Origin of the sequence: Streptomyces griseiscabiei, from assembly GCF_020010925.1 — a bacterium.
Taxonomy (GTDB): domain Bacteria; phylum Actinomycetota; class Actinomycetes; order Streptomycetales; family Streptomycetaceae; genus Streptomyces; species Streptomyces griseiscabiei.
The window spans coordinates 140453-160631 of sequence record NZ_JAGJBZ010000005.1 but is presented as its reverse complement, the minus strand read 5'-3'; the positions used below and the strand labels follow the sequence as shown (position 1 = coordinate 160631).

General features: G+C 71.2%; 19 protein-coding genes and 1 pseudogene. 12 read left to right on the top strand and 8 right to left on the bottom strand.

All coding sequences use genetic code 11. From position 1 onward, the window contains the following. Positions 1-117 precede the first annotated feature (117 nt). The 10 genes and pseudogenes from J8M51_RS43540 to J8M51_RS43495 form a co-directional block, all read left to right on the top strand. Positions 118-684, top strand: a complete 567-nt coding sequence (locus tag J8M51_RS43540; RefSeq protein WP_237277182.1) for an MFS transporter — start codon at positions 118-120, stop codon at positions 682-684. Between the two features lie 62 nt (positions 685-746). Then, a complete protein-coding gene (locus tag J8M51_RS43535) occupies positions 747-2000 on the top strand; it encodes a methyltransferase domain-containing protein (RefSeq protein ID WP_237277180.1) in 1254 nt (417 codons plus the stop codon). Continuing rightward, the gene (locus J8M51_RS43530; protein ID WP_086755784.1) at positions 1997-2848 is read left to right on the top strand and encodes a class I SAM-dependent methyltransferase; all 852 of its coding nucleotides are present in this window, start codon (positions 1997-1999) and stop codon (positions 2846-2848) included. The genes J8M51_RS43535 and J8M51_RS43530 overlap by 4 nt, the downstream gene beginning before the upstream one ends. Next, complete coding sequence (locus J8M51_RS43525) at positions 2845-4227, top strand: phosphotransferase (protein ID WP_086755783.1); 1383 nt, start codon at positions 2845-2847, stop codon at positions 4225-4227. Before J8M51_RS43530 ends, J8M51_RS43525 begins: the two co-directional genes overlap by 4 nt. Before the next feature lie 31 nt (positions 4228-4258). Next, complete coding sequence (locus J8M51_RS43520; RefSeq protein ID WP_237277178.1) at positions 4259-5764, top strand: methyltransferase; 1506 nt, start codon at positions 4259-4261, stop codon at positions 5762-5764. Between the two features lie 139 nt (positions 5765-5903). Continuing rightward, entirely contained in the window at positions 5904-6656 is a 753-nt protein-coding gene (locus J8M51_RS43515) for a TnsA-like heteromeric transposase endonuclease subunit (protein ID WP_086755801.1), read from the top strand. Further along, positions 6653-8827 carry a Mu transposase C-terminal domain-containing protein gene (locus J8M51_RS43510; RefSeq protein WP_024127200.1) on the top strand — a complete coding sequence of 725 codons (2175 nt, stop codon included), beginning with the start codon at positions 6653-6655 and terminating at the stop codon, positions 8825-8827. Before J8M51_RS43515 ends, J8M51_RS43510 begins: the two co-directional genes overlap by 4 nt. Continuing rightward, positions 8824-9966, top strand: coding sequence for an ATP-binding protein (locus tag J8M51_RS43505; RefSeq protein WP_024127201.1), 1143 nt, complete (start codon positions 8824-8826; stop codon positions 9964-9966). Before J8M51_RS43510 ends, J8M51_RS43505 begins: the two co-directional genes overlap by 4 nt. After that, on the top strand, positions 9963-12335 hold the full coding sequence (locus tag J8M51_RS43500; protein ID WP_086755781.1) for a TniQ family protein: 2373 nt from the start codon (positions 9963-9965) through the stop codon (positions 12333-12335). Before J8M51_RS43505 ends, J8M51_RS43500 begins: the two co-directional genes overlap by 4 nt. A 124-nt stretch (positions 12336-12459) precedes the next feature. Next, a pseudogene (locus J8M51_RS43495) lies at positions 12460-12576 on the top strand (YnfA family protein); the annotation flags it as partial. 18 nt (positions 12577-12594) lie between these two features. Here the strand turns inward: J8M51_RS43495 and J8M51_RS43490 are convergent. Genes J8M51_RS43490 through J8M51_RS43480 form a run of 3 tightly spaced genes read right to left on the bottom strand, consistent with a single transcriptional unit; the run spans position 12595 to position 15382 of the window. Then, on the bottom strand, positions 12595-12732 hold the full coding sequence (locus tag J8M51_RS43490; RefSeq protein ID WP_024127203.1) for a hypothetical protein: 138 nt from the start codon (positions 12730-12732) through the stop codon (positions 12595-12597). After that, on the bottom strand, positions 12729-13979 hold the full coding sequence (locus J8M51_RS43485) for an MFS transporter (protein ID WP_024127204.1): 1251 nt from the start codon (positions 13977-13979) through the stop codon (positions 12729-12731). The genes J8M51_RS43490 and J8M51_RS43485 overlap by 4 nt, the downstream gene beginning before the upstream one ends. Then, entirely contained in the window at positions 13976-15382 is a 1407-nt protein-coding gene (locus J8M51_RS43480) for an NAD(P)-binding domain-containing protein (RefSeq protein WP_024127205.1), read from the bottom strand. The genes J8M51_RS43485 and J8M51_RS43480 overlap by 4 nt, the downstream gene beginning before the upstream one ends. A gap of 104 nt (positions 15383-15486) precedes the next feature. On the opposite strand from J8M51_RS43480, the gene J8M51_RS43475 reads away from it, so the two are divergent. Then, positions 15487-15867: an ArsR/SmtB family transcription factor gene (locus J8M51_RS43475; protein WP_024127206.1), complete on the top strand. Its 381-nt coding sequence runs from the start codon at positions 15487-15489 to the stop codon at positions 15865-15867. Positions 15868-15892: 25 nt separating this feature from the next. Here the strand turns inward: J8M51_RS43475 and J8M51_RS43470 are convergent, their stop codons facing one another. After that, positions 15893-16219, bottom strand: a complete 327-nt coding sequence (locus tag J8M51_RS43470) for an ArsR/SmtB family transcription factor (protein WP_024127207.1) — start codon at positions 16217-16219, stop codon at positions 15893-15895. Between the two features lie 65 nt (positions 16220-16284). Here J8M51_RS43470 and J8M51_RS43465 point away from each other — a divergent pair, with 65 nt between their 5' ends. Continuing rightward, positions 16285-17334, top strand: a complete 1050-nt coding sequence (locus tag J8M51_RS43465; RefSeq protein WP_024127208.1) for a flavin-containing monooxygenase — start codon at positions 16285-16287, stop codon at positions 17332-17334. 130 nt (positions 17335-17464) lie between these two features. On the opposite strand, the gene J8M51_RS43460 is transcribed toward J8M51_RS43465, so the two are convergent. From J8M51_RS43460 to J8M51_RS43445, 4 genes are read right to left on the bottom strand one after another with little or no spacing between them, the layout of a single operon-like run. Continuing rightward, entirely contained in the window at positions 17465-18523 is a 1059-nt protein-coding gene (locus tag J8M51_RS43460) for an ArsO family NAD(P)H-dependent flavin-containing monooxygenase (protein ID WP_024127209.1), read from the bottom strand. Continuing rightward, the gene (locus J8M51_RS43455) at positions 18520-18741 is read right to left on the bottom strand and encodes a DUF2180 family protein (protein WP_024127210.1); all 222 of its coding nucleotides are present in this window, start codon (positions 18739-18741) and stop codon (positions 18520-18522) included. Before J8M51_RS43455 ends, J8M51_RS43460 begins: the two co-directional genes overlap by 4 nt. Further along, positions 18741-19868, bottom strand: a complete 1128-nt coding sequence (gene arsB, locus J8M51_RS43450; RefSeq protein WP_024127211.1) for an ACR3 family arsenite efflux transporter — start codon at positions 19866-19868, stop codon at positions 18741-18743. The genes J8M51_RS43455 and arsB overlap by 1 nt, the downstream gene beginning before the upstream one ends. Further along, complete coding sequence (locus J8M51_RS43445; protein WP_024127212.1) at positions 19865-20173, bottom strand: ArsR/SmtB family transcription factor; 309 nt, start codon at positions 20171-20173, stop codon at positions 19865-19867. Before J8M51_RS43445 ends, arsB begins: the two co-directional genes overlap by 4 nt. Positions 20174-20179: the final 6 nt, after the last annotated feature.

Sequence of the window (20179 nt, the reverse complement as noted above, 5' to 3'; positions counted from 1 at the left end):
GCGACACGGTGAGCCCTTCGAATGCGACACAGGCCAGGTCTTCGTCCCCCTTGTAAAGCGACACGACCTGCGGGGGACACAGCGTCTGCGGAGACAAACCTTTTGAGGGCCCTGGCGATGAGCGCGACCGCGTTCGGCGTGGTGCTGGGCTTCGGCGCGTTGGGCGCGGCTGCCGGAGCGCTCACCGCCCCGGCGTTGGCCCGCCGGTACGGGCCGGGGCCGATGATGCTGGCCGCGCTCGCGATCACCCCCGTGACCCAGCTCCCGCTGCTGCTCGCCGCTCCCGGCTTTGTCTGGCAGATCACGATCGGGGCGGCGCTCTTCGTGCAGCTCGCCTGCGCCGGCGCCGCAGGTACCACCCAGCGATCCATCCGCCAGATCGTCACCACGGCCGGGATGCAGGCGCGGATGCAGGCGGCGAGCACCTGGCTGACGTCCGGCGCCCGGCCCGTGGCCGCGCTCCTCGCCGGCGCCTTGGGCACGTGGGGCGGTGTCCGGCCGACCCTGACCGCCGGGGCCCTCCTGCTGCTGATCCCGCTCGTCGTCCTCGCCCGCTCCCCGATCCGCGCCCTACGGCAGATGCCGGACCCGCCCGCGGACCAGACGTCCCTTCCGGCCGTGCCCTCTCCGACGCGCACGGACGACGCGCGGCACGAGCGCGCACTCGGAGGCGATGCCTCGTGAACCAGGTGCCGAACTCGCCAGCGCCACCCGCTGCTCCCTCACACGATCCCCTGGAGTGCACCGTGCTGAGCGACCCCACTGCACCCGCCGCGCCCCTCCGGCCGGCCCAGCACAGCGCCGATATCGGGGAGGCTGTGGCGGCCCGGGCGGCGATGGTCGCCCGGCTCGAGCAATGCGGAGTGCTCGGCCCCGGGCCGGTGCGAGAGGCTCTGCTCGCGCTGCCGCGCCAGATCCTGATGCCCCAGGCGTACGTGCGGCGCAGCGCCCCCGACGAGACGCCGCCGTGGTGGGATCTGCTGGACTTCTCCCGTCCGGCTGACCGGAAGGAGCTGCTGGAGCGGCTGCACAGCGGGGACAGCGTCTCGATCCAGCACGACGGCGAACCAATCCTCGGCCGACCTCCCGGGCCGCGCCGCAGGGGCGCGATCACCGCCATGTCGAGCACGATGAGCCTGACCGCGGACCTGCTGCAGCAGCTGGACCTACGGCCCGGCCAACGGGTGCTGGACGTGGGGGCGGGCGCCGGGGTGACCGCGGCGGCGGCCTGCTTCGTGTGCGGCGACAAGGACGTCGTCACCCTCGACATCGACCCACACGTCACCGCGGCCGCCCGCGAGCGGCTGTCCGCCCTTGGCTACCGGCCGGCCACGGTGACCGGGGACGGCACCACCGAATGGACCGACGCCGCCCCGTACGACCGGATCTTCGTCTCCTTCGCCGTTCGCCACGTTCCGCAGGCTCTGGTGGAGCAGCTGGCGCCGGGCGGGCGCGCGCTGATGACGCTCGGGACGTCGTCGCCGTCGTGGCCGGGCCTGGCCGTGATCGAACGGCGACAGGACGGGAGCGTGGAGGCCCAGCTGCGGGCGGTCGAGTTCGGTCACCGGGCCGGTGCCGGCTTTGACCGGCTGTTCCTGTCCGCCGCCTTCCGCGCGGAGATCGCCACGGCCGACGGATGGACGCAGCGCAGCATGATCGCGCCACCGCTCGACACGGCGCGCGGCATGTGGCTGGCCCTCGACCACCTGTACCCGGGCCTGGTGCGCCACTTCGGCGCCGAGGACCTGACGATCGGCGCGCCCGAGTGCCGGTCGTGGATGCGCGTGCGACCTGTCGGCCACCGACGGTGGGACGTGACAACGTCGGGGCCGCGGGACATCTGGGCGGAGATCCAGGATGTCACCGGCCGGTGGCGGGCGGCCGGCGAACCGGACGTCTTCCGGCTCCAGTTCGACGCCGACGGCAGCCAGCGGGCCACCAGCCCGAACGGCGCACTGACCTGGCAGCTTTCCCCTGGCGAGACTGGAGACGCACGATGACCCGCCCCGATCAGCCGGCCTCCGCGGCAGTTTCGGACGATGCCCTGTTCGGACCCGAGGCCGCCGACTACGCCCGCTACCGTCCCGGCCTCCCGGACGCCGTAATTCACCTCCTGGCCGCCACCCAGCACGGTGTGCCCACCCCCGTCCTCCTGGACCTGGGGACCGGAACCGGCCAGGTGCCCCGCGCGCTGCTGCCCGTCCTGCGCCGACTGGCACACATCGACCTCGTCGACGTGAACGCCTCGATGCTGGAGGCGGCTCGCGCCGCAGTCGAACCGGTCCACGGAGCATGCACGGTCGACGTCTTCGCCGGCGCCGCCCACACCTTCGCCCCCGCCGCGCCCGGCCGGGCGCCCACCCTGATCACCTGCTCCCGGTCCTTCCACTGGATGTCCCGCCCGGAAGTCCTGTCCATGGCCGACCGGGTCGCCGCGCCGCACGCCGTCGTGGCGATCATGGGCGACGGCAGCCTCTGGACCCATGAGGCCAACTGGACGGCCGCCCTTCGGACACTGATCCAGAGCTACCTCGGCGAAGACCGGCGGGCGGGCCCCCACGGCACCTACGCCGAACCGGACCGCCCCTACGAAGACGACCTGGCCGACTCGGCGTTCAGCGCAGTGACCGAGCACAGCTTCCCCGTCGCCCGCACCTGGACGCCCGAGGAGGTGATCGGCTACCTGCGCACCACCAGCTTCGCCCGCCCCGCCCTGTTCGCCGGCCACCACAGCGAGTTCGAGGCCGCCGCTCTCCGCCTGCTCCAGGACCATGCCGGCGGCGGCGTCCTGAAGGAGGACGCGGTGTTCACCGTGCTGCTCGCGCGCCGCCCCGGCGGTGACGGGTGAGCAGCACCCAGCGGCACACCGAGCCGCTCGACGTCCACCTGATCGCCGTGCGCGACGGCGAGGTTGGGCCCGAGGTGCTGCTGTCCAGGCGGGCCGGTGACGTGTACGCGCCGGGCTGCTGGCACCTCGTGTCCGGGCATCTGGACGGCCCGTGGGAGGACGTGGTCACCGCCCTGGTGCGCGAGGCCCGGGAAGAGTCCGGCGTCGTCATCGACCCGGCAGACGTCCGGGCGGCCGTCACCGTGCACCACCGTGCCCCCGCCGGCGGAGCCCGGGTCGGAGTGTTCTTCGAGGTGAAGCGGTGGGAGGGCTCTCCGGAGGTCATGGAGCACGATGTGTGCGACGCCATGGGGTGGTTCTCCTTCGACGCCTTGCCGGAGCCGATGGTGGCGTACTGCCGGGCCGGGCTGGACGCCTACCGGGCTGGCGCGCGGATGGCCGTGCACTTCCAGGAGCCCGGCGACCCGATCGCCTACGACCGGTCCGTCGACCGGCTGCTCCTGGTTCGCGAACCCGACGCGCACGGCGCGGTCCCGGAGCAGGCGGTGCGCGCGTTCGCCGAGCAGGCGGTCGGCCGGATCACCGCGTGGACGGACGTGTCCTGGCCGCGGGAGGAGAGCCGTGTATTGCGGGCGACCGGCGCCGAGGGTGGCGAGTGGTACGTCAAGATCCACCAGAACGACCGCTTCCACCAGCGTGAAGTGGGCGCCCTTCGCAGCTGGGTCTCCGGTCTCGGGGCGGCCGCACCCCGGCTGGTGGCCGCCGAGCCCACGCTGCGGGCCGTCGTGCTCACCGCGGTGGGCGGCCGGTCCCTGCACGGCGCCACATACCCACCCGAGGAGCAGCGCCTCATCTTCCACCGCATCGGGCAGCTCGCGGCGGCCATCCACCACAGCGCCCCGGCCCGGCCAGCCGAGGGCATGCTGCCCCTGGGGAAGCTGGAGCGGCACCTCAACGGAGCCCGGCCCCATCTCGCATCCGGGGACGAGGAGTTCATCCGCACCATGGCCGAGAAGGCCGCCCGTCTGCCCGCTGTGGACGTGGTGCCCACGCACGGCGACTTCCAGCTGCGCAATCTGCGCTGGGACGGGTCCGCCGAAGCCCTGTACGTGATCGATTTCGAGCGGTCGGAAGACGGGCCAGCCGTACGGGACTTCGTACGGCTCTCCGACGCCTGGCACGGCCGCCCCGACCTCTTCCAGGCCGTGGTGGACGGCTACGGCCGCCCCTTCACCCCGGAGGAAGAAGCTCAGCTCACGGTCCTGTCCGTCCTGGACGCCGTTTCCGGCATTTCCTACGGCACCGCCCACGGTGATCCCGAGCTGGTGGAGCGCGGCCTGCGCACCCTGGCCCGGCTGCGCACCGCACAGCGCCCCTGACTCCGCCCCGCCCACCACGAGGAGCAGCACGTTGACGTACACAGCCCGCGACGAGTGGGAGCAGCACTACGGCGAGGGGAAGGGGTGGCGCCAGCTCGGTGAGCGCGAACAGCAACTCTTTGCCGAGCACGCCCCGGTCCCCGAGGGCGGGGGCCGGGCCCTGGATGTGGGCTGCGGGACCGGGGAGCTGGCCGCCCACCTGGCCAGGGCGGGCTACACCGTGGACGCCGTCGACTTCACGGACAGCGCGATCGCCCGGGCCCGCGAGGAGCACACCGGCGTCGGGGGCGTGCGCTGGCTGCAGCTGGACATCGAACGCGACGACCCGGCCCCGCTGCACGAGGAGGGGTACGACCTGATCACGCTGCGGCTCGTGTACCCGTTCATGGCGGACCGCGGCCGGACCGTTCACGGGCTGGGCGAGCGGCTGCGTGAGGGCGGCGTCCTCGTCGTCATCACCCCGGTCGTCGAGAACACCCCTGCGGAGCGGCGCGGGATCGCCCTGGACGAGGACGAGATCACGCTGCTCGGTGCGGGCTGGGAGACAGTGGAGCGGCTGGACGCGGACGGTCTGGCCTTCCTGGTCCTGCGCGGCCCGTGCCACCTCGATGCCCGGGCCGTCGAGAAGCGGCCGACCACCGGCCACGCCCTGACCGGCGCCCTCGCCGTCGTCACCGACAACGCGGGCCGGGTCCTGCTGGGCCGCTCCCGGCGCGGCATGCTCGAGCTGCCCGGCGGCAAACCGACCGGCCGCGAGGACTTCGCCGCCACCGCGGTGCGCGAACTTGCTGAGGAGACCGGCCTGGTCGCCGATCCGGCCGACGCACACGTGGTGACTATGCTGGTCGACGACAGCCACGGCCTCCCGCGGCTCACGGCCGTCGTCCGCATCACCGCCTGGACGGGCACTCTGGCCAACCCCGAGGCGGACAAGTTCGACCGGTGGGAGTTCTTCGACCTCCACGCCCTCGGCTGCGTCGGGGACGTGTTCGCCCCGGCCGCTCTCGCGCTCGACGCGGTGTGGCCCGGCATCCTTCCCGGTATGCCGCCAGCGACCGCCTACCCCATCGCCGCCGACCAGCCGCCCGTGCCGGGGGAACCGGCCGAGGCCGCCAGGCTGCGCGCCGCGATGGCCCAGATGGTCATCGACGGCGGCTGGGCCCCCTCCGTGCAGGTCCAGGAGGCGCTGCGGACCGTGCCCCGGCACCGCTTCGCCCTGGAGGTGAACCTCGCTGCCGCGTACGACGGCGGCGACCGAGCGGTCATCACCCGCTACGACGAGGCCGGGACGGCGATCAGCTCGGTGTCCGCGGCCTGGCTCCAGGCCGACATGATCGAGCACCTGGGCCTGAAGCCGGGCGCGGTCGTGTTCGAGGCGGGATCCGGCGGCTACAACGCCGAGCTGATCGCCCACGTCACCGGACCCGGCGGACGCGTGGTCACCGTCGACATCGACCCGTGGGTCGTGCGCCGCACCCGCCGGTTCCTCACGGAGGCCGGCAGCGGCCGCGTCACTCTAGGATCCGCGAGCGCGTGAGCATTTCCGGGTGACCATGAGCAGGGTCCGAGCAGATTCGGGTGATTATGAGCACTAACTACGTTCAGTAGCGAACACTTGTCGGCCTCCTGTGGTCTTTCGACTGGGGCTGGGCGGCTTCCTTCGTACGGTCCAGTGCATGGCGGTAAGGGGTTCAGGCAAGGAACGAAGTCGGGACCGGGTACCCATGGTGTCGGTCCGGTACGTGGACGGGTCGACGTGCGACATCCCGTTCGCGCGGCTGCGGGCGGCGGACTTCGCGGAGTCCCAGCCGTGGCGTCGGGTACGGTCCGTTCACGGCATGCTGCACCACTCGGGGGACTACGCGTCGGCGACGACCGGGGGGCAGGTCGTACATGAGAGCCGGTTGGAGCTGGCCCGGCTGCTGCTGGCGGACTTTGACGCGGACGTGGCGGATATCTTCGCGCAGCCGTGCCGCGTGGTGGCCCATGTTGACGGTCGTGTGCGCAGCCATGTGCCGGACTTCTTGCTGATCATGCGGTCGGGGACGGTGCGTGTGGTCAACGTCAAACCGGCGGAGCGCGCTCAGGATCCGAAGGTCGCAGGGGCGCTGGCGTGGCCGGGGCGGCTGGTCGAGCGGCACGGCTGGGAGTATGAGGTCTGGACCGGCGCGGATTCGGTGCTGCTGGAGAACGTGCGGTTCCTGGCCGGCTATCGGCATCCCGGCATCGTGCCCGCTGAGGAGATCGAGCGGGCCTGGCGTGAGGTCGTTGACGGCGAGGAGTTGGCCGTCGCGGAGCGGCGCCTGGCGGGCGGCGGCCCGAGGGAAGCGGCGAGGCCGCCGTTGATGGCCCTGTTGTGGTCGGGGCGGCTGACTACGGATCTGGCCAGGCCGCTGTCCGGTGAGTCCGTCCTGCGGAGGTGCGGATGAACGAGTGGACTACGTCGCTGCGGGCGGGGCTGCCGATTGCCTACGACGGCGAGCAGTTCACCGTGGCGGAGATCGAGGGCCGTCGGATCCTGTTGCAGCAGACCGGGGTGGTTGGGGCGCCGAAGCTGCGGCAGGTGGATATCTCGGCGCTGCTGGCCCACCCCAGCACGGAGATCCTCGTGCCGGTCCCGGCCGAGGAAGCAGCAACGGCGGCGGCTGTTCTGGGTGGTCTGACCGACGACGAGGACGACGAGCTGACGCAGAAGGTCCGGCACGTGCAGGAGGTGCTGACCGGATACCGCCTTGGGGATGCCGTCCTCGCCCTGGACGGGGAACCGCGCAAGGACTACGCGCCGGGGACTTTGATGCTGCATCGCTATGCCGCCAAAGCCGCGGAGCTGAAGGTCGGGGAGAGCACGATTCGCCGCTGGATTACCGCGTTTCGTACGGCTGGTCCGGCTGGGCTGGTGCACGACCGCCCGGCGCGCAGTGTCGTGGAGCGGGCCGATGCGCGCTGGGTGGAGATGGCTCGGACGGTGCTGGACAGGCGCGTCAAGGGGAGCCGGCCGGTACGCAACCTGGTCCTGGCCGAGATCGCGGAACGCCTGGTGAAGGAGTACGGGAAGGGCACGGTCCCGTTGCCGGGCCGCACTACCGGCTATGAGTTGCTGAAGCAGCTTTGCAAGGGGACGAATGCGTTCGAGGGCAGCACGAAGGGCAAACGGTCGATCGCCAACGCTCCGCAGGGCGCCTACGGGCGGCTGCGGGCGACCCGTCCGGGCGAGTACGTGGTGCTGGACACCACCCCGCTGGATGTGTTCGCGATGGAGCCGATCACCTGCCGCTGGGTGCGCTGTGAACTCACCGTCGCCATGGATCTGTACAGCCGCTGCATTGTTGGCCTGCGGCTGACCCCGGTGTCCACGAAATCGGTGGATGTCGCCGGGGTGCTGTTCGAGACGGTGCGGCCGCGCGAGGGCTCCGAGGCCGGTCCGTTGCCGTACTGCGGGGTGCCGTCCACCGTGGTGCTGGACGCGGAGAAGCTCGTCGACCGGGACGGGCAGCCGCTGTTGCCGTCGGTGGCGGCCGAGACCATCGTCTTCGACCACGGCAAGATCTACGTCTCGAACCACATCCAGAGCGTGTGCGCCAAGCTGCGGATCTCGCTGCAGCCGGCGCGGCCGATGACCCCGACCGACAAACCGGTGGAGCGCTGGTTCCGCACGATCAGCCAGGGGCTGCTGGCCGCGCTGCCGGGATACAAGGGCTCCGACGTCCACAGCCGCGGCGAGAACGTCGAGGACGAGGCATACTTCTTCATCGACGAGCTGGAGACGATCATCCGCGAGTGGATCACGCTGGTGTACCACAGGCGCCACCACCGCGGGCTGTGCGTGCCCGAAGTCCCTGGGCTGAAGCTGAGCCCGCTTCAGATGTTCGAGCACGGCGTCACCCGCGCCGGGCCGCTCAGGATCCCCGCCCGTCCCCATCTAGCGCTGGAGTTCCTCGAAGAAGTCCGTACCACCATCCAGCACTATGGCGTGGAGGTCGAGGGTCTGCGCTACAACGGCGACGCCCTCAACGACTACCGCAACCAGCCCAGCCCCTATCGCGGGGTCCACGCCGGGAAGTGGCCGATCGCCATCGACCCCGGCGACATCACCAAGGTGTACTTCCAGGACCCGCAGAGCCGAAAGTGGCATGCGCTCGCCTGGGAGCACGCCCCGGCCGTGAACGGACCGGTCAGCCGCGAGGCATTGGCCTACGCGCGCAAGCTTGCCAAGCGCACCCGTCGGTTCCCGGACACCCAGCGGGCGCTGATCGAGCTGCTGGACCGCTGGGGGGTGGGGCTGACGAGCGACAACACCGAGCGCCGTATGGCGCTGCGGCTCTCCCAGCAGCGGCTGCGCCTGGTCGGCGACGACGACGCACCCGCCGGCGAGGACGTGACCGCCGCGCTCCCGTCCCTGCGGCGGCTGGCGGAAGCCGGCGGGCCGGGAGCCCCTCCCGCGGAAGCGGGTCCGTCCTTGCACGTCGTCGATGACGACGCCGTGCCGCCGGGCGGAGATGACGACGAAAGCGACGAGATCGACGCCGCTTTCCCCGGGGAGAAAACCGAGCGCGTACCGGGCGAGGACGACTATTACGCCGATGTGTGGGAGACCCGTTGACCGCGCCGGGAAAGGACGCCGACAGCGAACCGTTCGAGGGTGATGACCGCCAGTACAGCCCGACCCGGCTGTCCGGCTGGCTGGTGGAGGTCTTCGCCCCGGACCGTGTCCAGCCCGATCAGCTGACCCGGGCCCAGCTCGGCGAGCTGTCGTCGCGGGCGCTGTTGGAGCACAACGACCGGCGCGAGGTGTGGCACGCCAACATCGGCCCGATCGACACGCCGCAGCTGCTGGCACTGCACGCGGACCTTGCCGAGATCGTGGAAGCCAACCGCCAGGACGGCGATAAGACCAAGCCGGCCGCCCTCGTGGACGCCTATCCAGGGCTCGGCAAGAGCACGGCGGTGCGCGCCTACGGCCGCGCCTTGTACCGCAAGCAGGTCGCGCTGCGCGGCGAGACCACAGCGGCCGGGGACCGCCGCGTTCCGGTCATCTACATCGCCCTGACCGGGAACACCTCCGTCCGCGGCCTGAACGCCTCCATCTGCCGCTTCTACGGGTTGCCGACGTCCGGGAACGCGGACATGCTCGCCGAGCGGGCCGTGGACGCGGTGCTCAGCATGAACACCATCGCGATCGTCATCGACGACGTGCACTTCATGTCCGGCTCGAACAGCAACGCGGTCCGGATGGCCAACCAGCTGAAATACCTGGCCAATGTCTTCCCCGTCACCCTGCTCTACATCGGCGTCGGGGTGCGGCAGCGCGGTCTGCTGCGTGAGGGACTGTCCCCGCAGCAGGCGCTGCTGGCGCAGTTCGGACGCCGTACCACCCCGCTGACGCTGCTGCCGTTCCAGGTGGAGGACACCGCCGGTCGCCGTCAGTGGCGTACGTTGTTGAAGACGATCGAGAAGCAGCTGGTGCTGGCGGACAAGTACCCGGGCATGCTCGCGAGGGACCTCTCCGACTATCTCTACTCACGCTCCACAGGGCACTTCGCCTCCCTGATGACGTTGATCAACCGCGGCTGCCTGCGCGCCATCCGCTCCGGGCACGAGCGGCTGGACTTGAACCTGATGGACCAGGTCAAGAACGACGCCGCCGCCGAAGACGCCCGGCAGGAACTCCGGGCGGCGATCGAGGCCGGACTGCTGACCACCCGCCCGGACGACGGCGAGCAGCCCAGGAAGTCAGCATGAGCATGTGGACCCCGGACAGGATCCCGATCGCCCTGATGCCGATGCCCGGCGAGGCCCTGGACAGCTGGATCAGCAGCTACGCGCGACGACTGCGCACGACCGACCGGGGCCTTTTGCACCACATCGGGCTGTCCGCCGCCCGCGTCGACCACATGCTGCTGCGGCTGACCGAGCCGGAGACCCACGCGCTGCACAAGAGCACAGGCATTCCCGTCGAGGTGCTGCGGGCCATGACGCTCGACTCCTACAACAGGTTCGCGGTCAACATTCCGCCGGGCCGCCGCCGGCTCGAGCGGCCGCCGGCTTGGGCCTTCCGCGGCGGCCGCACCCGCTACTGCCCCGCCTGTCTGCGTGAGAACGGCGGCCGCGGGCCGCTGCTGTGGCGACTGCCGTGGGCCTTCGCCTGCACCCAGCACCAGCTGCTCCTGGCCGACTTCTGCCCCGACTGCGGCCGCCCGCCCCACCCGTGGAAGATCAGCTTCACGGGACCCCGCGGCATCGGCGCCTGCACACGCGACCGACTCGACCACGCAGTCAAGGGCCGCAGGCGCCCCTGTGCCACCAACCTGTTCCACGCCCCGGCGAACGCCCTTCCCCCCAACGGTCTGGTACTCCGCGCACAGCACCGCGTGGCCGGACTGCTGGCGGCCGCGCCGGACCAGAGGCCGGGGGCCCTGATCGAACTCAAACAGCTCTACGCCCTGGCCTGGCGGGTGCTGCGCGGCCTGCGGACCAACCGCGACCACGCGCCCCAACTCGTCCACACCGTCATTGACGAATGCGGCGGCACGTTCCCCCCTTCCTTCCCGGACGGCAGCGGACAGTCGGCCTACCACCTGTCCGGCAACAGCAGCAGCCGAAGGGAAGATGCCGCCAGCCTTCAGACCCACCACGTCGCCGCGGGTGCGGCCCTGGCCCACGTGGCGCTCCGCGGCGGACACCCCGAGCACCAGCGGCTCTTCGAATGGATCGTGCAATCGGACCACCCGACGGCCGCGCGCGACCTCAACCTCGGTGAACTGGCCTTCCGTTGGCGCGACAGCGGCCCGGACCTGTTCGCCCGCATGATGTCCTACCAGGATCCGCACACGCTTCTGCACAATCGGCTGCGCTACGCCAGCGCCACGCCCACCCCCCGACGACCCGACCGCAGCAGAGCGGACATTCACCGGCGGGCCACCATGATCCCCGCGATGCTCTGGCCCGGATGGGCCCTGCGCCTGCTGCCTGTGGACCATCTGCGATCGCAAGACCGTGTCGTCCGTGTCGACGCGTTCCGCCATGGCTGCTCCAGCCTCCTCCTCGTCCCCGGCGGGCCGTCCGACCTGCCGTATGTACGAGCCGCGCCACTGCTGGGCAACGTCCGCGCCACCCGCGACCGCGAAAGCGTCGAGCAGCGCGTGTACCGCGGCAGGGACCTCGCCCCGCTGGCCTCCGCGCTCGCCCAGCTGGCCCGCGCGCTCGACGAACACGGCTCACCCATCGACTACGCCCGCCGTCGTGCCACGTTCACCGAGACCACTGCCGAGCTGAACTCTGACGCCTACCGGCGCCTGGTCCTCCAGTACGGCTGGCTTGCCGGCGGCGAGCACCGCCAGCAGGTCATGCGCTGGTACCTGCTGCTGTTGCTGACCGGGCACAGCCCGCCCGCGCCAGAAAGGGCGGCTACTCGCTTCGCCTGGAGCTGCACCGAATTCCGATTCCGTGCCCCACTGCCGCTCCGCGCCTTCCTGCGCGAGCAGGCAGAACAGAACCTGGCGGCCCATGGCATCGACGAGCCGGTGACCTGGGAGCCTCCCGCCCACTGGGTCCGCGATGTCGAGTGGCCAGGCATCGCACCCGAGCAGGTCGACGCCGCCAGGCTCCGCGCTGCCCTCGACAGCAACGACACGATCGCCCCGGTCACCGAGGCCACCGGAGTAACCGGGGTGACCGGGGTGACCGGGGTAACCGCAGAGCATCTCCGCCTCTACTTCGAGATCGACGACACCGTCACCGGCCCGCCGGACCGGCTCCTGGGCAAAATCCGCGCACCAGACCCTGCCACCCGAGCCGCGGTACTCGCGCCCCGCCAGCTGCGCGAGCTGTACGTCACCGAACGGAAAACCACTGCGGAGATCGCTGGCATGGCCAAGTGCGCGGCCACCACGGTCCGCGCCCTCCTTGCCCTCGACGGCATCCCACTCCGTACCCTGAGCCGGAGACTGAACCGCCCGACTTCCTGCGCACCTGGTTGCACCGTGAGCACGTCGAAGGACGTGGTCGACTACGCCCTGGACAAGCAACAGCGACAGCCGCCGGGCCGCCGGCGTGCCGCGGTCACCGGACATGGAACGGATCAGCACGCGCGTAAAACTCGCGACAGTTGAATGCGCGAGCCCACCAGTGCCGAGGCCGGGCCCCACCCCCAGGTCCCGGTCTCCTGTGCATGGGGGTGGGGCCGGGCAGCCGTCGGCGTGGATACCTACTTGCAGAACTCACTGACCGTTTTACTCGATCGCCTGGGGCATGGTCGCCGACGGCTATCGCCCCGACCGCTTCGACGTCATCGGCGCACTGGTCTGCCTCGCCGGGATGGCGGTCATCATGTACGCCCCGCGCGCCCACTGACCTGGCCACCCCACTGGTTCAGGGCTGGGCCCGGGCGGCGAGCAGCGTGCCAGGGGTTGTCGCGAGGGTGAGCCGGGACGCGGCTACGGGCAGGTGGAGCTGTACGCGTGCGTCGAGGCAGCCGCCGTTCAGTTCACCCTCCGGGGCCAGCGTCACCGGCCCGGTACTGAGCCGATACCTGCGGCCTTTATGGGCGTTGTCTTGAATCCGGTCATGCAGGCGGCTGCGGAGATTGCGGCGAGGGCGATGAAAAGCTGGGGGTAGCCGCCGAGCGGGGCGGCGACGACGGCTCCCGCGAAGGGGGCGATGGCGGCGGCTGTGGTGGTGGGCGCGGCGAGGAGCCCGGAGAGGCGGCCGTAGTGGGTGGTGCCCCAGCGGTCGGTGATGGCGGTGGCCTGGAGGAGGGTGAGGTTGCCGCGGACGGTGCCTGCTGCGACGGAGAGAGCGACCAGCAGCCCGTAGGGTCCTGGGGCGACGGCGAGGGCCGCGGTGGTGAGGGCGCCGAGGGCGACGAGCGTGACGGTGCGGGTGGTGGGGCTGGTGTGGCGGGCGAGGGTGGCGTAGAGGGTACGGCCGAGCGTTTGTCCGGCGCCGCCGAGTCCGAGTGCCCAGGCGGCTTCGGTGCTGGTGTAGCCGCGTTCGGTCATGAGGGGGACGAGTGCGATGACGGCGGCGGAGACGGTGAACGCGGACAGGGTCAGGGTGGTTGCGAGCATCCAGAAGGGGCGTGTTCGTGCGACCTTCTCAACGCCGCCGTTGGCGTGGGACTCGGTGGAGAGGGAGGGTTCGGGCCAGGGTGCTTTGAGTGCCAGGGCGTGGGCGGGGATGGTCACCGCGGCGAGGATCAGTGCGAGGACGGCGTAGGTGGCGCGCCAGGACAGGTGACCGGCGAGCGTGGCGGTCAGAGGTGCGAAGGCAGTGGAGGCGAGGCCGCCTGCGAGCGTGACGATGGTGAGTGCGCGGACGTGGTCGGGTGCCCACCAGCGGGTCAGGGCTGCGAAGGCCGGTTGGTAGAAGGTGGCAGCCATCGCGAGGCCGGCGAGCAGCCAGCCGGCGGTGAAGACGGGCAGGTTGGGTGCCGAGGCGATGATGAGGACGCTTGTGACGCCGAGGACCGAGCCGGTGGTCATGACGGTGCGCGGGCCGTGGCGGTCGATGATCCGGCCGACGCGGATCCCGGCGATGGCGGAGACGAGCAGGGCGGCGGAGAACGCGGCGGTGGTCGCCCCGGTGGGCCAGCCGGTCGCCGTGGTGATCTGCGGGTTCAGGACAGGAAACGCGTAGTAGACGATGCCCCAGCTGGTGATCTGGGTGACGCACAGTGCGGGCAGCGCGGCGCGGGGCCGTGACCGGGCCCCCGTTCCGGTCACGGCCCCGCGCTCGGAGGCGTTGAGGTCGGTCACGAGCCGCAGCAGCCGCCCGCCGGTGCTTCGTCCACAGTGGCGGCAGTGGCCGGTGCTCCGGCGCCGACCTGGATCAGGGCGGGTTCGGGCGTCGTGCAGCAGCCTCCGGCGTCGGCCGGTGCGGCGGCCGGGTCGTCGAACAGTCCGGCTCCGCCGCAGACTCCGGTTTCGGGGAGGGTGAGTTCGACGCGGTCGGCGGCTTCGAGGTCTCCGGCGAGGGCGGCGGCGACGGAGCGGACCTGTTCGTAGCCGGTCATGGCGAGGAAGGTCGGGGCGCGGCCGTAGGACTTCATGCCGACCAGGAACACGCCCTTCTCCGGGTGGGAGAGCTCGCGGTGGCCGTGCGGGTAGACGGTGCCGCAGGAGTGCTGGTTGGGGTCGATCAGCGGGGCGAGCTCGGTGGGGGCCTGGAGCCGTTCGTCGAGGCCGAGGCGGAGCTCGTCGAGGAAGCCGAGGTCGGGGCGGAGGCCGGTCAGCACGATGACTTCGTCGACCGGGTCCAGGCGGCGTCCGTCTTCGCCCACCAGGACCAGGCGGCCGTCGGTGTCGCGTTCGATCGCGTCGGTGCGGAATCCGGTGATCGCGTCCGCGTGTCCCTGGTCGACGGCGGCCTTCGCGGCGAGGCCGAGGGCTCCTCGGGCGGGGAGCTGGTCGGCGCTGCCGCCGCCGAAGGTGGAGCCGGAGATGCCTCGGCGCAGGACCCAGACCCCCTTCGTGCCCGCGCCGTCGTCGGACGTGGCGAGGTCGGCGAGGGATGCGAGGGCGGTGAACGCGGAGGCCCCGGATCCGATGACGGCGGTGCGGTGCCCGGCGTAGCGGGCGCGGACGGCGGGGTCCTTGAGGTCGGGGACGCGGTAGGTGATGCGGTCGGCGGCGGCCTTCTCGCCGAGGGCGGGCAGGCCGGAGGCGCCTGCGGGGGACGGGGTGGTCCAGGTGCCGGAGGCGTCGATGACGGCGCGGGCGAAGACCCGCTCCTCGTGTCCGTCGGCGTGGGTGATGTGGACGACGAAGGGCTGCTGGTCGCGGTCGGCGTCGACGATCCGGTCGCGGCCGGTGCGGGAGACGCCGGTGACCCGGGTGCCGAGGCGGACGCGGTCGCCGAGCGCGTCGGCGAGCGGCTGCAGGTACTGCTCGGCCCAGTCGCCGCCGGAGGGATAGGTGGCCGGGTCGGGGTGAGTCCAGCCGGTGGGGGCCAGCAGCTTTTCGGCGGCCGGGTCGACGAGCTCACTCCAGGTGGAGAAGAGGCGTACGTGCGCCCATTCCCGGACGGCGCTCGCGGCGGCGGGGCCGGCTTCCAGGACGAGCGGGAGGAGGCCGCACTCGGTGAGGTGGGCGGCGGCGGCAAGGCCGGCCGGGCCCGCGCCGATCACGACGACCGGCAGGCCCTCGGTGGTGGTGGTCATGGCGGTGATGTCCTCCGGGAAGAGGCGGCAGGTCGGGCCGCTGTTTCGATTGTTGTCTATGTGTGGAGCTTGCCACTCGTATCGATGAGTGTCAACATAGACGTATGTCGAAGTCTGAGGTTGTCGAGTTGCCGGTTCTGGACCCGGAAGCGGTCGTGCCGTGCTGCCCGCCCATCACCGCCGGGGAGCTGTCCGTGCCCGACGCGGAGCGGATGGCCGCGATGTTCAAGGCGCTCTCCGACCCGGTGCGGCTGCGCCTGTTCTCCAAGGTCGCCTCGCACCCGGGAGGGGAAGCGTGCGTGTGCGACATCCAGGACGTCGGCGTCTCCCAGCCGACCGTCTCCCATCACCTCAAGAAGCTCCGCGAGGCCGGGCTCCTGACTTCGGAGCGGCGCGGGACCTGGGTCTACTACCAGGTCGCACCCTCCGTCGTGGCCGCCATGTCCGCCATGCTCGACCTGCGCCCGGCAGCCGACCGCACCTGAATTCCGGCCCTGACGCCGCCCGGCCTCAGCAGCCGGCGCCGGGCGGGCAGCAGGCAGCCAGGTACGCCTGGAGCGAGGTGAGCCGCTCGGCCATGGCTGCGCCGTCGGCACGGTAGAACACCTGCCTGCCCTCCTTGCGGGCGACGACCAGCCCTCCCCGGCGCAGCAGGCTCAAGTGCTCCGAGGCGGTCGGCGCCTTCAGTCCGCACCGTTCCGCGACCTCACCGACCGTCAGCTCGACACCCCCGGCGAACTGGAACATCACCCGCTGGCGGGTCTCGCTCGCCAGCGCCTTGAGGAAATCGGCCGTCGCCGGATCGAGCGCGGCCTCCTCATCCCTGTTCTCTGTCAACGCCTCACACCCAACATTTCGTCACTTCCCGAAACAACGACTCATTGTGAAAGGTCCAGGTTCTCATGGAGCACGCTGATCTCATCGTCATCGGTGCCGGACAGTCCGGTCTCGCCACAGCCGCCCTCGCCCCGCGTCACGGCTTCGCCCGCGTGCTGGTCCTGGAGAGCGCCGAGGAGCCCGGTGGGGCCTGGCCGCGCTACTACGACAGCCTCACCCTCTTCTCCCCCGCCCGGTACTCCTCCCTGCCCGGCATGCGGTTCCCCGGCGACCCGGACCGCTACCCGCGCCGCGACGAGGTCGTGGACTACCTGCGCGCCTACGCCGAGCGCCTGCCCGCCTCGATCCACACCTCCACGGCCGTTGCCTCCGTGATCCGCCAGGATGGCGTGTGGAGGGTGCGGTCCGAGGACGGTCGGGAGTTCACCTCTGCGGCGGTGATCGCCGCGACCGGCGACTACGGCACACCGTTCCTCCCCGATATCCAGGGACGCCCGGGGTTCGGCGGCCGTGTCCTGCACGCCGCCGACTACCGCAGCCCCGACCTGTTTGCCGGGCAGCGTGTGATCGTGGTCGGCGGAGGAAACTCCGCGATCCAGATCGCCGCCGAACTCGGCCCGGTCGCCGACACCACCCTCGCCACCCGCCGCCCGGTCGGCTGGACACCGCAGAAGCCGCTGGGCCGGGATCTGCACTGGTGGCTCAAGCACACCCGGCTCGACATCGCACCGATCCGCCGTCTGCTCGCGAAGGTCCCCGTGTCCGTGATCGACGACGGCCACTACCGCGCCGCACTTGACCGGCACGGCGTCGACCGCCGCGACATGTTCAGCACGTTCACCAGCGACGGGGTCCTGTGGGCCGACGGGGCCAAGGAGGACGTCGACACGGTCGTCTTCGCCACCGGCTACCGCCCCGTGTTCGGCTACCTGACCGGCTCGGGAGCCCTTGACGCGGCGGGAGCGCCCGTTCACCGCGGCGGCTTGTCCACCACGGTGCAGGGGCTCGGCTTCGTCGGCATGGAGTTCCAGCGGAGCTTCTCGTCGAAGACGCTGCGTGGAGTGGGCCGGGACGCCGCCTGGCTCCTTGACCGCCTGGCAGCGGCGCGCCGCTGACGCCTCATGAGTCGCCGCCCAGTGGCCCCAACTCCCCGGGCCCGCTAGGGGGAGACGCTGTGGTCCAGGTCCCTCACCAGGCGCGCTGGACGGACAGCGCGGCCCCTGCCGCCCCTCCCCGAGCGGGCCGTCAGCTCAACAGGGCGGCGATTTCGCGGGCGGTGTCGCGGGCGGGCCGGCCGACGCCGATCAGTGTGGCCGAGGCGGGTCCGGTCCAGTCGCCGTAGCCGAGTAGGTGCAGGCGCGGTTCGTCGGCGGCCCGGGTTCCGTGGGTGGCGATGTGGCCGCGCCGCCGGCGCAGGCCCAGCGGGGCGAGAGGGGAGAGGGCGGGGCGGAATCCGGTGCACCAGATCACCGCTGTGGCCTGGGCCCGCGTTCCGTCCGCCCACTCCACACCGTCCTCGGTGAGAGCGGTGAACATCGGCTGGGCTTTGAGCAGGCCGGCGTCCCGTGCTGCGCGGACCGGCGGGACGGCGACGATGTCGCCCAGGGAGGCGACACCTCCGGTGTCGCCGTGCCCTTCGTCCAGGGCGCGGCGCCGTGCGGTCGCGGCGTCGAACAGGGCCCGTCCGTCGATGTCGTCGGCGAGGAAGCGGGGCGGGCGCTCGGTGACCCACGTCAGGCCCACGTCGTCGTGGACCGCGAGGTCGGCGGCGATCTGGGCGCCGGAGTTGCCTGCGCCGACCACGACGACGTGCTGTCCGGCGAAGTCGGAGGGCTTCCGGTAGCCGGTGGTGTGCAGCTGTCGTCCGGTGTACGTCTCCTGGCCGGGGACGGCGGGCAGGAAGGGGCGCCACCAGGTGCCGGTCGCTGAGACGACCGCCCTCGCCGACCAGTGGCCGGCGTTCGTCTCCACTCGCAGCCGTGTCCCGTCGCGGTGGACCGCGCGGACTGTGACCGGGCGGTGCACGGGCAGGCTGTAGCGCTGCTCGTAGTCGCGCAGGTAGTTCACCACGTGTGCGGCGCCGGGGTATTCCTGGCCCGGTTGAGGCGGCATGGGCCGCCCCGGCAGCGAGGAGAAGGCTGCCGGGGAGAACAGGTGCAGGGAGTCCCAGGTGTGCTGCCAGGCGCCGCCCGCGGTGCTCTGGGCGTCGAGGACCACGAAGTCGAGGTTCCGGCGGCGCAGGTGGTACCCGGCGGCGAGCCCTGCCTGCCCGCCGCCGATCACCACAACGTCGATGGCGTTCACGGAGTGCGGGCCGTCACGGCCGGGGCGTGCGCTTCGGCGCAGACCGGGCAGAGCAGGGTGCGCTCCTGGTGTTCACCCGGGGTGCCGATGAGGCTTCCGTGGCGCACGCTGCGGGTCTCCATGCGGGCGTGCTCGGCACACACCGCGGCTCCGCACTTGTGGCACACGCCGACGGCGTGGCTGTCCCTTCCTTCGGTGTGGCATTCCAGGCAGTGCATCAGTTTTCCCTTCCGGGGGTGGTGACGGCGTCGGGGGCGAACTTCTTGCGCCAGGCGAGGGCGACGTAGACGAGGCCGATGAGGACGGGGACTTCGATGAGGGGGCCGACGACGCCGGAGAGGGCCTGGCCGGAGGTGACGCCGAAGGTGGCGATGGCGACGGCGATGGCGAGTTCGAAGTTGTTGCCGGCCGCGGTGAACGCGAGGGTGGTCGTGCGGTCGTAGGCGAGCCCGACCGCCTTGCCGAGGAGGAAGGACCCGAAGAACATGACCGCGAAGTACACCAGCAGCGGCAGGGCGATCCGTACGACGTCGAGCGGCTGCGAGGTGATCGTCTTTCCCTGCAGGGCGAACAGGATGATGATCGTGAACAGCAGGCCGTACAGGGCCCAGGGGCCGATCTTCGGCAGGAACTTCTGCTCGTAGGACTCGCGGCCCATCTTCTTCTCGCCGATGCGGCGGGTGAGGAACCCGCCGAGCAGGGGTACTCCGAGGAAGACGACGACGTTCAGGGCGATGTGCCAGACGGGGACGTCCAGCCCCTGTCCGTCTCCGAGGCCGAGCCACTGAGGCAGCAGGTCGAGGTAGAACCAGCCCAGCACGCCGAAGACCAGGACCTGGAAGACGGAGTTGAGGGCGACAAGGACGGCGGCGGCCTCGCGGTCGCCGCAGGCGAGGTCGTTCCAGATGATGACCATGGCGATGCAGCGGGCGAGGCCCACGATGATCAGGCCGGTGCGGTATTCGGGCAGGTCCGGCAGGAAGATCCATGCCAGGGCGAACATGACCGCGGGTCCGATGATCCAGTTGATGACCAGCGAGGACACCACCAGCTTGCGGTCGCCGGTGACCGTGTCGAGCCGGTCGTAGCGGACCTTGGCCAGCACCGGGTACATCATCACCAGCAGACCCAGGGCGATCGGCAGGGAGATCCCGCCGACCTCGATCTTCGCGAGCGCGTCGTTCATTCCCGGGATGAGGCGGCCCAGGCCCAGGCCGACGGCCATGGCGATGAGGATCCACACCGCGAGGTAGCGGTCGAGGGTGGAGAGCTTCTTGACGATCGAGTCGTCGCCGCCCGGGCGGGCGCCCTGGGCGGAGGTGGTGGTGGGTTCGGTGGAGGTCACGGACAGGCCCTCTTGTTCTCGACGGCGGTACGGGCGGACTCGGCGAGCTCGGCGAACTGTGCGGACACCGAGGCCAGGACCTCGGGGCGCAGCTTGAAGTAGGTGAACCGGCCGCACGGCTCGGTCTCCACCAGCCCCGCCTCGCGCAGGACCTTCATGTGGTTGGACAGGTTCGTCTGCTTGGCACCGGTCTCCTCGACCAGATGCGACATGCAGAGCGTCTCCCGGGCCAGCAGGGTGACCACCTGCATGCGCAGCGGATCACCCAGAACCCGAATCACGTCAGTGTCGACTGAAGTCAGCATGCACTG